The sequence below is a fragment of the Rhizobium sp. N122 genome (assembly GCF_002211295.1).
GTDB lineage: Bacteria > Pseudomonadota > Alphaproteobacteria > Rhizobiales > Rhizobiaceae > Rhizobium.
In genome coordinates, this window is sequence record NZ_LOKU01000020.1 from 53700 (window position 1) to 66146 (window position 12447).

The following is a 12447-nucleotide window of genomic DNA, read 5'->3' on the forward strand; positions in this document are numbered from 1 at the left end:
GCCGGCGGAGATCATGAGCACGTCAAGACATCGCAGGTGGCGCAGGAAGATCGGACCCGTTTCGCGCTGGCTGCCGGCCTTCGCCCGCCTGTCGACGGTGTTCCTGCTGATCGCGCTGGCGCTTTTCGTGGCGCTCCGGGTCGCCGCACCCTATCTGATCACCACCGGTTTCGTGCGTTCGGGCATCGAGGACGCCCTGTCGAAATGGACGGGTTACCATGCCGAGATCAAGGGCAGCCCGGTTCTGGAATTCTGGCCGACGCCGCGCATCACGCTGAACCAGATCACTATCCGCCAGCCGCGCGAAAGCGGCGACAGGCTGCTCGGCAGCATCGACAGCCTGTCGGCTGATTTCAGCCTCATCGACGCGCTGAGAGGCCGCACCAGCTTCCACGAATTCCACCTGGTGCGTCCCAACCTGGCGCTGACGCGCGACGAGAAGGGGCTGATCGACTGGAGTTATGCCGGCCTGCTCGCCCGCGCGATCAGCGGCGTGCGCTATGAAAACGGCGCCGAGGTGCTCGATCCCGATCTCGATGCCGAGATCGGCGCGGTGACGGTCGAAGACGGCACGTTTGCGGTGACCGACATCAAGAGCGCCAAGACCTTTCGTTTCGACAAGGTCACCGCCGATATCGCCTGGCCGAGACTATCCGGCGCGATCTCGGCTGTTGTCATCGCCCGCATCAACGGCGAGGATCTGAAGGTCGATTTCGCCTCGCGCCAGCCGCTGCTTGCCTTTGCCGGCCGGAATGCCGAAACGCGGACGTCGCTCACATCGAACCTGCTGACGGCCCACTTTCAGGGAATTGCCAGCATCGCCAGCCTTTCGGCTCTTTCCGGCAATATCACCGCCAACATCCCCGATATGCCGGCACTTCTGAAATGGTCGGGCAAATCGATCCCCGGCATCGCAACGCTGAAGAGCGCCTCGCTGGAATCCGACATCATGTCGTCGGGCAACGGGCTGCGCTTCAACAATCTCAGCCTGTCGCTCAACGAAGCGAGCGCCACCGGCGTCATGGACCTTTTCACCCAACCCGGCAAACGGCCGAAGATCGGCGGCACACTTGCCTTCGACCAGATGAACCTCAAGCCGTTCCTCGACGCCTTCGCGCTCAGGCTCGCCGCCGGCGAGGCGGAGGAAAGCTCCCCCGGCATCAGCGGGCCGCTGCGGCTACTCGATGTCGACGTCAGGCTTTCGGCCCGGCGCGCGCAGATGGGCCTCTTCGAGCTTTCCGATGTCGGCGCCAGCATGATCGTTGCCGGCGGCGAAGCGAAATTCGATATCGGCGACAGCCGGTTCGAAGGCGGCGAAATGACCGCGCATCTGGAAGCGACCCAGCGCGACTTCGACGGCGGCGGCAAGCTGCAGCTGTCGATCCGCGATGCCGACTTCGCAGCCCTTGCCGAACGCCTGCAGTTGAAGGGACCGCTGCCGCTGGCGACCGGATCGCTCGATCTCGACCTGCAGTCCCCGAAGGCGATCTGGACGACCGGTCTTGCCGACGTCACCGGCAGGCTGCACTTCTGGACGAGGGAAGGCACGATCCCCGGCATCGACGCTGCGGCGCTGAGGACCCTGGCAGCCGAAAAGCCGTTCTTTCCGCTGAGTACTGCGGCAGGCGGCGGCTTCGCGTTCAACCAGTTGAACCTGCAGGCCGATTTCGCCAACGGCTCCGCCGAGATGCACGACGCCCAGATCGCCGGCACGGCCGAGACGCTGACGCTGTCCGGGGTCATCACCTATCAGTCGAACGGGCTGGCGCTGTCCGGATCGCTTGAGTCGACCGACCCGGCCAAGGCGGCGGATCTGCCGCTCCTGCCGTTCTTCATCGGCGGCTCATGGCCGAACCCGGTGATCTCGCCGGTGCCGCTCTTCGGCAATACGCCGCACGCGCAATAGAGTTAAGCTCCGGCGGCGGCAGCTCGCTCATCCCGCTCGCGCTGGATTTCCCGGCGCTTGGTGACGATCGAGGCGCAGATGACGCCGACCGTGACGATGCCGATCAGGATCGTGCAGACCGCGTTGATCTCAGGCGTTACTCCACGGCGCACTTGGCTGTAGATCTTCATCGGCAGCGTGGTGGCGCCCGGCCCCGAGGTGAAGCTCGCGATCACCAGATCGTCGAGCGACAGGGTGAAGGCCAGGATCCAGCCTGAGATCACGGCCGGCGCGATGATCGGCAGGGTGATCTCGAAAAAGGTGCGCACCGGCGGCGCGCCGAGGTCCTGTGCCGCTTCCTCGATCGACCGATCGAAGCTCAGCAGCCGAGACTGCACGACGACGGCGACGAAGCACATGGTCAGCGTCGTATGGGCCAGCATGATCGTCCAGAAACCTCGGTCGAAGCCGATCGCCACGAAGAGCAGCAGCAGCGACAGGCCCGTGATGACGTCAGGCATGACGAGCGGCGCGTAGATCATGCCGGAAAACAGCATGCGGCCGCGAAAGCGGGTGTAGCGCACCAGCGTCAGCGCCGCCATCGTGCCGAGGATGGTGGCGAGCGTCGCCGACAGCAGGCCGACACGGATCGTCACCCAGGCGGCGTCGAGCAGGCTCTGGTTCGAGAGCAGCGAGACATACCACTTGGTGGAGAAGCCGCCCCAGACGGTGACGAGCTTCGATTCGTTGAAGGAGAAGATCACCAGAAGCACGATCGGCAAGTAGAGGAAGGCAAAGCCGAGCGTGACGGAGACGATGTTGAAACGGGACCATCTCTGCATGACTTATTTCTCCCGCTCTTCGGCTTTGGCCTGTGCGTTCTGGAAGAAGACGATCGGGATCACCAGGATCATCAGCAGGATCGTTGCGACCGCCGAGGAGACCGGCCAGTCGCTGTTGGCGTTGAACTCGTTCCAGAGCGTCTTGCCGATCATCAGCGTCTGCGAACCGCCGAGCAGGTCGGGAATAACGAATTCACCGACGGCGGGAATGAAGACGAGCATGCAGCCGGCCACCACACCGGGGATCGACAGCGGAAAGGTGACGCGCCAGAAGGCCCGGATCGGCGTGCAGCCGAGATCCTGGGCCGCCTCGATCAGCGTGCCGTCCATCTTTTCGAGCGCCGAATAGAGCGGCAGCACCATGAAGGGCAGATAGGAATAGACGATGCCGATATAGACGGCGGTGGTAGTGTTGAGGATGATCAGCGGGCTGTCGATGATGTGCAGCGACAAGAGAAGCTGGTTGAGCAGCCCTTCCGGCTTCAGGATGGCGATCCAGGAATAAACGCGGATCAGGAAGCTCGTCCAGAACGGCAGGATGACCAGCATCACCAGCGTCGGGCGGATGGTGCGCGGCGCCTGCGCCATGCCATAGGCGATCGGATAGGCGATCAGCAGCGTGAGGAAGGTGGAGATGCCGGCAATCACCACGCTCGAGACATAGGCATTGAAATAGAGCGCGTCCTCGATGAGGTAGCTGTAGTTGTCGAAGGAGAGCTCTCCGATCTTGCTCCAGAGCCCGGTCCAGCCGTCGGCAAGCGAGAAGACCGGCTCGTAAGGTGGCATGGCGATCGCCGTCGTCGACAGCGAAATGCGGAAGACGATGAAGAACGGCGCCAGAAAGAAGAGCAGCAGCCAGGCATAAGGGATGGTGATGACGAGCCGATTGTAGAGGCCGGAGGTGAGCTTGCCCATGGTCTCAATCCTTCAACAGAACGCCGGCGTTCTCGTCGAACGAGATCCAGACGTCCTGATCGTAGGTGAAGGGATCGTCGACGGAGCGCTGCGCATTGAGGGACGAGGCCTTGACGACCTTGCCGCTCTGCAATTTCACATGGAAGACGGTCATGTCGCCGAGATAGGCGATGTCCCAGAGTTCACCCCTGGCGGCGTTGACCGAGGCGTTGGCCGGCGCCTGGCGGGTGACCCGCATCTTTTCCGGCCGGATGGCGAAGCCGACGGCGCTGCCGGCCGGTGGCGTCTCGGAAGCGGCGACGCGTACGCTGAAGCCGCTGTCGACTGAGATCTCGACGGTGCCGTTGCCCGATGAAGCGACCTTGCCGTCGAAGATGTTTACGTCGCCGATGAAATCCGCGACGAAGCGGGAATTCGGCGCCTCGTAGATCTCCGCCGGCGTGGCCACCTGCACGACCTTGCCGTGGCTCATGACGGCGATCCGGTCGGCCATGGTCATCGCCTCTTCCTGGTCGTGGGTGACGACGACGAAAGTGAGGCCGAGGCTCTGCTGCAGGTCCATCAGCTCGAACTGGGTTTCCTCGCGCAGCTTCTTGTCGAGCGCGCCGAGCGGTTCGTCGAGCAGCAGCACCTTCGGGCGCTTGGCGAGCGAGCGGGCCAGCGCCACGCGCTGGCGCTGGCCACCGGAAAGCTGGTTCGGCTTGCGCGAAGCGAACTGCTCGAGCTTGACGAGCTTCAGCATCTGCGCCACGCGCTCAGTCATCTCATCCTTCGCCATACCGTCCTGCTTCAGGCCGAAGGCGATATTCTTCTCGACCGTCATGTGCGGGAAAAGCGCATAGGACTGGAACATCATGTTGACCGGCCGCTTGTAGGGCGGCGTGCCCGCCATGTCGGTGCCGTCGAGCACGATCTCGCCCGCGGTCGGCTGCTCGAAGCCGGCGAGCATGCGCAGCAGCGTGGACTTGCCGCAGCCCGAAGCGCCGAGCAGCGCGAAGAACTCGCGGTGATAGATATTGAGCGACAGATCGTCGACGGCGGTAAAATCGCCGAAGCGCTTGGTGACATTCTTGAAAGCAATGAAGGGTTTTGCAGAGGGATCGGTCCAGGGCGCGAAAGCGCGGCGGATATTGCCGAGAGACTTCATATTATTCCCCGAAATACAAAGGTTTTTCCGGCCTCCACCCGGGCCGGTAATTGAAAGGCCCGGACGTTTCCGTCCGGGCCCAAGATGGATTACTGGCCGGTGACGACCTTCGTCCAGAGACGCGTCCCCAGACGCTGCGTTTTCGGATCCCACGGCTTGACCGTGAAGAGGTTCTTCATCACCGCCTCGGTGGGATAGACGGCCGGGTCTTCCAGAATGTCCTTGCTGACGAACTGCTGGGAGGCCTTGTTGCCGTTGGCATAGAAGGTGTGGTCGCTCGCCTTGGCGATGACCTCAGGCTTCATCATGTAGTTCAGGAATTCGTGGGCTTCGGCGACGTGAGGCGCATCGGCGGGGATGGCCATCATGTCGAACCACATCTGGGCGCCCTGCGGGGGAACCGAATAATTGACCTCGACACCATTCTTGGCTTCGGCCGCGCGGTCGCGCGCCTGCAGCATGTCGCCGGAATAGCCGAAGGCGATGCAGATGTCGCCATTGGCGAGCGCATTGATATATTCGGACGAATGGAACTTGCGGACAAAGGGCCGCACGGCGGTCAGCAGCTCTTCGGCCTTCTTGAAATCCTCAGCCTTTGTGGAGTTCGGGTCGAGGCCGAGATAGCGAAACGCCGTGGTGATGACGTCCTTCGGCGTGTCGAGCACGTAGATGCCGCAATCCTTGAACTTTGCGGCGACCTTCGGATCGAAGATCACTTCGAGGCCAGGCTTGGCATCGGGACCGAGGATTTCGGCGACCTTCTTGACATTGTAGCCGATGCCGTCGGTGCCCCACATGTAATCGACCGCGTGTTCGTTGCCCGGGTCGTATTCGGCGGTGCGCTGCTGGATCACATCCCACATGTTGGACAGGTTCGGCAGTTTCGACTTGTCGAGCTTCTGGAAGACGCCGGCCTGGATCTGGCGCTGCAGAAAGTCCGCTGTCGGGACGACGACGTCGTAACCGGTGCCGCCGGCAAGCAGCTTGGTTTCCACGGTCTCGTTGGAATCGAAGGTGTCGTAGACGACCTTGATGCCGGTTTCCTTGGTGAAGTCGGCAAGGATGCTGTCGTCGATATAGTCCGACCAGTTGTAGACGTTGACGACGCGCTCCTGGGCAAAGGCCGGCGCGGCGGCAAGGAGTGCGGCAACGGCTGCGGCCGTCACGCTTGGAATGATTGACCTCATGACTTCTCCTGTTTGTTCAAAGAGCCCGCACCCCCGGACGTCTTTTCCCTCTGGTTTTATCAGCAGACTAAGAAGGAATTTCACAGCCCACAAGCGCAAAATCCTGCGCCTTCAATGATTTCGCAATCACTGGAAATCGAAGGCGCTGAGCCCCGCCACCATCTCGTCGAGCCCGAGCGGCCGCGTCACCGGCGGCTCGGCGCGGGAAAGGCAGCCGCGCCGCTCGCAAAGGCGACAGGCCGGCCCGATCGCGACCGGCTCGAGCGGCGTCGCCTGGCCATAGACCAGGCTGTCTGCGAGGGCTGCGTCGCAGCCGATCAGGACCGCGGTGCGCCGCAGCCTTTCGCCGAATTCGACGCTTGGCCCCTCCAGAGTGCGGGCGACCGTCAAGAAGGAGGCACCGTCTGGCATGACCACCGTTTCGGCCAGGATCTGGCCCGGCTGCAGGAAGGCAGCATGGAGATTAAGCTTGGGACAGCCGCCGCCGAAGCGGGCTTGCGGAAAACCCTGGGCGCCCGCCCGCCGCAGCCGGTGGCCCGCGGCATCGATCTCGATCAGGAAGAAGGGAATGGCGGCGGCGCCGGGGCGCTGCAGCATCGTCAGGCGCGCGGCGGCATGGCCGAAGGAGACGCCGAAGCGCGCCCTGAGAATATCGATATCGTAGCGTGTCGCCTTCGCCGCCGACAGGAAGGCTTCATAAGGCATGGCAAGTGCCAGGGCGGCGATGCGGGCAAGCTCGAAGCGGGCAATGCGGCGCGCCTCGGCGGAGGAGAGCGAGAGATCGTCGAGCTCGGCATCGATGGCCGGCAGCAGAGCGAGTGTCGCCGCCTCGACCGATATCTCGTGCGCGCGGTCGGCCGGTGACAGGCGCTCCGAGATGAAAAGCCGCATCGAGTGGCGATCGAAGCGGCGGCGCAGATCCGGCATGACGTGCACCGGCAGCACCCGCACCGCAATGCCGCGCTCGGCGCGCAGCCAATCTTTCAGCCCGGCGGCCAGATCGAGGCCGCCGGGAAGTGTCGCGGCAAAGGTCTCCGCCGCCGCCTCGATCCGTCCGAAATAGGCAGACCGGCGTTCGAGCGTCTCGCGCACTTCGTCGAGCGGCAAGCGGCCCGCGGCGACGGGCGCATGGCCTTCGGCGGCCATCAGCGCCGTCAGATCGGACAGCCGTGCCGCCTGTTCGCGATAGGCGCGGTAGAGCTTGATCATGCCGCTTGCCGCATTGGGAGCGGCTTCTGCCACCTCGACCAGTTCCTGGTCGCCGGGCAGTTCGCCGGATAGCAGCGGATCGGCAAAGACTTCCTTGAGCTGGCCGAGACTGCCGCCGGTCTGCCCGCGCAACTCCTCCAGATCGACCCGGTAGACGGCGGCAAGCTTCAAGAGGAGCTGCACCGTCAGCGGCCGCTGGTTGCGTTCGATGAGATTCAGGTAGGACGGCGAGATCTCCAGCGCCTCGGCCATGGCGGTCTGGGTCAGCGCCAGCGCATTGCGGATGCGCCGCAGTTTCGGGCCCGCGAATATCTTCCGTTCCGCCATGTCACACCCTTTGACAAGGGAAGAGCGCCGATATTTACAAAATTTTACAAATTCACAGCGCCACCCTGTCAATCCTCGTCATCTTAACCTCATTCAGGCCCGTAAATCAAAGGTTTTTCTGGCCATGCCGCGCGATATTGTCAATCTTGTCATCAACACCCCGACTACCGCTTTTTCGTGAGGAGATCAGCATGACGGATTTTTACAAGCTCGTTCCCAATGCACCGACTGATCGGTTCGAAGGCATCGACAGGCCCTACTCGGCCGATGACGTGCGGCGGCTCAGGGGCTCGGTGGCGCTCACCCATACGCTGGCCGAAATGGGGGCGGACCGGTTGTGGCGGCTGCTGCGCCAGGAAGATTTCGTCAATGCGCTCGGCGCGCTTTCCGGCAACCAGGCCATGCAAATGGTGCGCGCCGGGCTGAAAGCGATCTATCTCTCCGGCTGGCAGGTGGCGGCGGACGCCAATACGGCGTCGGCGATGTATCCCGATCAGTCGCTCTACCCCGCCAATGCCGGGCCGGAGCTTGCCAAACGCATCAACCGCACGCTGCAGCGCGCCGACCAGATCGAGACCTCGGAGGGCCAGGGGCTTTCCGTCGACACCTGGTTCGCGCCGATCGTCGCCGATGCGGAAGCCGGCTTCGGCGGGCCGCTCAACGCCTTCGAGATCATGAAGGCCTATATCGAGGCTGGTGCGGCCGGCGTCCATTTCGAGGACCAGCTCGCCTCGGAGAAGAAATGCGGCCATCTCGGCGGCAAGGTATTGATCCCGACGGCCGCCCATATCCGCAATCTCGATGCCGCCCGGCTTGCTGCCGACGTCATGGGGGTGGCGACGCTGGTGATTGCCCGCACCGACGCGGAAGCGGCAAAGCTTTTGACCTCCGATATCGACGAACGCGACCAGCCCTTTGTCGATTACGATGCCGGGCGCACGGTCGAGGGCTTCTATCAGGTCAGAAACGGCATCGAGCCCTGCATCGCCCGGGCTGTGGCCTATGCGCCGCATTGCGACCTGATCTGGTGCGAGACATCCAAGCCCGATCTCGATCAGGCGCGGCGCTTTGCCGAAGGCGTGCACAAGGTCCATCCCGGCAAACTGCTCGCCTATAATTGCTCGCCGTCCTTCAACTGGAAGAAGAACCTCGACGAGGCGACGATCGCCAAGTTCCAACGGGAACTCGGCGCGATGGGCTACAAGTTCCAGTTCATCACGCTCGCCGGCTTCCACCAGCTGAACTACGGCATGTACGAGCTGGCGCGCGGCTACAAGCAGCGGCAGATGTCGGCCTATTCCGAACTGCAGCAGGCGGAATTCGACGCCGAGGTCAACGGCTATACCGCCACCAAACATCAGCGCGAGGTCGGCACCGGCTATTTCGACGCCGTGTCGCTCGCCATCACCGGCGGCCGCTCGTCGACCACGGCGATGCACGATTCAACCGAACACGCACAGTTCAAACCGGCTGCGGAATAACCCAAAGAGGAGGAGAAGATCATGGCATCCATTTCACGCGTCCGGGAACGGGCCGAAGAGCAGTCCACCAGCATGAGCGAGGATCAGCAGACGACGATCCGCATGCTCGCCAACGACCTGCATCGGCTGAACCAATCGGTCATGAAGGCGGTCGAGGCCGGCGTCTCGGTCGAGCTGGTGCGCTCGGCCCGCCATCACGGCGGCGACGGCAACTGGGGCGACCTGCTGATCCCCGTCGTCGTCACCAACCGGCATTGAGGAGAACGCCCGCGCATCCCACTGCATAATTCCTTAAATCAGAATAGATTTAAGGATTAAATTATGCAGCAATTCAAAGTGTTACAGCGTCCTTTGCGCGTCTGAATAGACGCGCGGCGCTGTAAGAGATGCGCGGGCGGTCGGCGTAAACCTCAACCGCGGCTCGGCCGTTTTCCGGCGAAGAGATCGGCATAACTTCTAATCAACTTGGTCATGCGGTCGGCGACCGTGCGGATCTCCGGGCGATGACGGTCCTCGGCATTCATGACGATCCATTGCGCATGGCGCAATTCCGACAGCTCGCCGCCAAGCCGCTGCAATTGCGGATCGAGATCGCCGACGAAACAGGGAAGCACGGTCTTGCCGGCGCCGGCACGCACCAGATCGGGCAGCGACCGCGGCCGGTTGACACTGGCGACGATCGCGGCGGCGGCATGGGCGTGCGGCCAGCGCAGATAGGCCGAGATCGCCTCCTCCTCGGCAACGGCAATCCAGCGTTCATCGGTCTCGGCGGCGTTGCGTCTGATATAGACGGCATAGGCGACCTCGCCGAGCCGGCGGGCGGCAAGATTGGCCTCTTCAGGCTCGAATGCACGAATGCCGATATCGCTCTCGCGATAGGCAAGGCTCGCCCGCGCCTCGCCGATGGTCAGCGAAATGGCAAAGCCATCGCCCGGCATGCGGATGGCGGCGAAATTCTCCGTCAGCAGCCAGGCGACCCAGGTGCCGGCGGTAATCCTGACGGTCGTGCCGCCCTCGCCCGATTGCCGCCAGGCCTCCACCTTGCGGGCGGCGGCCTCCATCTCCTGCAGGTGATCGAGCAGCGCCTGGCCATCCTGCGTCAGGCGGTAGCCGGTCTGGCTGCGCGCAAACAGGGCGCGGCCGACCTCCTGTTCGAGGTCGAGCATGCGCCGGCCGACGGTCGCGGGGCTGAGCCCGCTTGCGGTGCTTGCCCCCGTCAGGCCGCCGAGACGGGCGACCTGCAGGAAAAGCTGATAGGAATCCCAATTGGCGTTTTTCATTTGTGAAAAACATAGCGGGATTTCGCCTGTTTATGAAGAGAAAATCGAAGTCTAAATCAGGAGATGTCTTCTACAGGAAAGGACATCGCCATGATCGACATGATCACCATCGGAGGCATCCACGGATATCGGCACTATCACGGGCCGTCGGGATGCAGGAGAGATGAAGATCAATTCTATGCCGAGTTCGGAGACAGCAGCATCATTCGCTTCGCCGGCTGGCTGACCTCGCTCGATTTCGCTGTCAAGCGCCTCGCATCGAAAGGAAGGCGCCGCAAACATACGCGCAAACCGGCGACAGCTGCGGTTGCGCTCCTCAGGCGACCTTCCTTGCGGTGAGGTGAGCGGGGGCATTGTTTGCGACGATGCGGAACCGCTCGATCAGCGCCATCAGCGTATCGGCCTCGCCGGCAAGCAGTCGGCTGGCCTGCGTGGTTTCTGCCACCATCGAGGCGTTCTTTTGGGTCATCTGGTCCATGGCGTTGACCGAACCGTTGACCTCCTGAAGTGCTGCCGACTGATCGCGGCTTGCCGTGGCGATGGTCTCGACATGGCCGCTGATCGCGATGATCTCGTGGCTGATCGCGGCAAGAACGCGGCCGGTCTTCTGAACCAGTTCGGAGCCCACCGTCACCTCGCGGCTGGATGTCTCGATCAGCGACTTGATCTCGCGCGCCGCATCGGCCGAACGCTGGGCGAGTTCGCGGACCTCCTGGGCGACGACGGCAAAACCCTTGCCGGCTTCGCCGGCGCGCGCCGCCTCGATACCGGCATTGAGTGCCAGCAGATTGGTCTGGAAGGCGATATCGTCGATCACCTCGATGATCTGCTCGATACGCTGCGAGGCCTCTTCGATGCGCTCCATGGCGGCGACGGCATCGCCGACCACGGCGCCGGAATTGTCGGCCGTCTTCTTGGTCGCGGCCACGACATTGTTGGCTTCGCGCGCGCGCTCGGCGGAAGAGCGAACCGTGACGGTGATCTCCTCCACCGCCGCGGCCGTCTCCTCGAGGCTCGCCGCCTGCGCCTCGGTGCGCTTCGAAAGCTCGCCGGCGGAGGCGGAGACCGCGCCGCTGTTGCGCTGGATGGTCGAGGCGCTGTCGCGGATGCCGGACAGCGTATCCTGGAGCCGCAGCAGCGAGGCGTTGAAATCGACCCGCAGCTGCTCCAGCCGGCCGACGAAGGGCGTGCCGATCGTTTCCGAGACATCGCCCTGCGACAGGCGTCCGAGGCCGGCGGCAAGCTGGTTGACGGCAAAGTCGATCTGGCTGTCGAGCGAGCGTTTGTCGGCATCGTTCCTGGCGCGTTCGGCGTCGCTCAAGGCGCGCTGCTCCGCAGCCTGGGTTTCCAGGTCACGCCTGGCGCGGGCGCTGTCGCGGAAAAGCGCCAAGGCCCGGCCGATATCGCCGAACTCGTTCTTCTTGGCGACGCAGGGGATCGCGCCATCGAGATTACCCGAGGAAATCGCGTGAACGCTCGCGGTCAGCGCCTGCAAAGGCTTCACCGACAGGCGGATCGCATAGAAGGCGAGAACACCGACGATGAGCATGACGACGGCGCCGACGCCAAGCACCAGCATCTGCAGCTCATACATGCGCTGGAAATAGACCTCCATCGGAATGCCGATGAAGAGAATGCCGACATTGGCATTCGATGCGTTCTTGATCGGGAAATAACCGGTCATGAACTTGCGGCCGAAAAGCTCAGCCTGGCCGTAATAGGCTTGGCCCTTGGCGAGAACAGGCTGGGCGGGGTGTTCCGCAACAAGCTTGGTGCCGACGGCGCGGTCGCCGTTTTCCTTCTTGACGTTGGTGGAGATGCGGACGTAGTCGCCGCCCTGTTTCTGAAAGATGGTCGCGACACCGGCTATCGACTGCGCGGTGCGGTCGACCAGCGAATGATCGGCAAGGGCAGGGATGGCGTCTTCCGTGACGGTTGCGAGCTGGCTGTCCTTCAGCTCGACCTTTGCCGCCTGATCGGCCGCGCCGTAGAGGACGGCCATGGCGCGGGTGGCATCCCTGGCGTCGGCGACCGCGCCGTCCATGACCTGGCGGCTCAGATTGTAATAGGTCACGCCGACAATGGCGGCGGTGCTGACCGTCAGCAGACACAGCGTGATCGCAACGATCTGACGGACGATCGACGTAGAGAAAAGGCGCAGCATCAAAACCCCC

10 protein-coding genes and 1 pseudogene are annotated in these 12447 nt (G+C 63.2%); 4 read left to right on the forward strand and 7 right to left on the reverse strand.

Going from position 1 to position 12447, the window contains the following annotated elements; all coding sequences use genetic code 11:
- Positions 1-13 precede the first annotated feature (13 nt).
- Positions 14-1906, forward strand: a complete 1893-nt coding sequence (locus tag ATY75_RS15870) for an AsmA-like C-terminal region-containing protein (protein WP_088938326.1) — start codon at positions 14-16, stop codon at positions 1904-1906.
- A gap of 2 nt (positions 1907-1908) precedes the next feature.
- Here the strand turns inward: ATY75_RS15870 and ATY75_RS15875 are convergent, their stop codons facing one another.
- From ATY75_RS15875 to ATY75_RS15895, 5 genes are all read right to left on the reverse strand, one after another.
- Positions 1909-2727, reverse strand: a complete 819-nt coding sequence (locus ATY75_RS15875) for an ABC transporter permease subunit (protein ID WP_088938302.1) — start codon at positions 2725-2727, stop codon at positions 1909-1911.
- Positions 2728-2730: 3 nt separating this feature from the next.
- Complete coding sequence (locus tag ATY75_RS15880) at positions 2731-3642, reverse strand: ABC transporter permease subunit (RefSeq protein ID WP_088938303.1); 912 nt, start codon at positions 3640-3642, stop codon at positions 2731-2733.
- A 4-nt stretch (positions 3643-3646) separates the two neighbouring features.
- Positions 3647-4789, reverse strand: coding sequence for an ABC transporter ATP-binding protein (locus ATY75_RS15885; RefSeq protein ID WP_088938304.1), 1143 nt, complete (start codon positions 4787-4789; stop codon positions 3647-3649).
- Positions 4790-4878: 89 nt separating this feature from the next.
- Positions 4879-5976, reverse strand: coding sequence for a polyamine ABC transporter substrate-binding protein (locus tag ATY75_RS15890; RefSeq protein ID WP_088938305.1), 1098 nt, complete (start codon positions 5974-5976; stop codon positions 4879-4881).
- Positions 5977-6102: 126 nt separating this feature from the next.
- Positions 6103-7512, reverse strand: a complete 1410-nt coding sequence (locus tag ATY75_RS15895; RefSeq protein WP_088938306.1) for an XRE family transcriptional regulator — start codon at positions 7510-7512, stop codon at positions 6103-6105.
- 191 nt (positions 7513-7703) lie between these two features.
- Here ATY75_RS15895 and aceA point away from each other — a divergent pair, with 191 nt between their 5' ends.
- Both aceA and ATY75_RS15905 read left to right on the forward strand, forming a co-directional pair.
- Positions 7704-8993 carry an isocitrate lyase gene (aceA, locus tag ATY75_RS15900; protein ID WP_088938307.1) on the forward strand — a complete coding sequence of 430 codons (1290 nt, stop codon included), beginning with the start codon at positions 7704-7706 and terminating at the stop codon, positions 8991-8993.
- A gap of 21 nt (positions 8994-9014) precedes the next feature.
- A complete protein-coding gene (locus ATY75_RS15905) occupies positions 9015-9251 on the forward strand; it encodes a hypothetical protein (RefSeq protein ID WP_003584324.1) in 237 nt (78 codons plus the stop codon).
- Between the two features lie 152 nt (positions 9252-9403).
- Here the strand turns inward: ATY75_RS15905 and ATY75_RS15910 are convergent, their stop codons facing one another.
- Entirely contained in the window at positions 9404-10273 is an 870-nt protein-coding gene (locus ATY75_RS15910) for a LysR family transcriptional regulator (RefSeq protein WP_088938308.1), read from the reverse strand.
- Positions 10274-10363: 90 nt separating this feature from the next.
- Between ATY75_RS15910 and ATY75_RS35070 the strand changes: the two are divergent.
- A pseudogene (locus ATY75_RS35070) lies at positions 10364-10617 on the forward strand (hypothetical protein).
- Here the strand turns inward: ATY75_RS35070 and ATY75_RS15920 are convergent.
- Entirely contained in the window at positions 10590-12437 is a 1848-nt protein-coding gene (locus ATY75_RS15920) for a methyl-accepting chemotaxis protein (protein WP_088938327.1), read from the reverse strand. The pseudogene ATY75_RS35070 and the gene ATY75_RS15920 overlap by 28 nt on opposite strands.
- Positions 12438-12447: the final 10 nt, after the last annotated feature.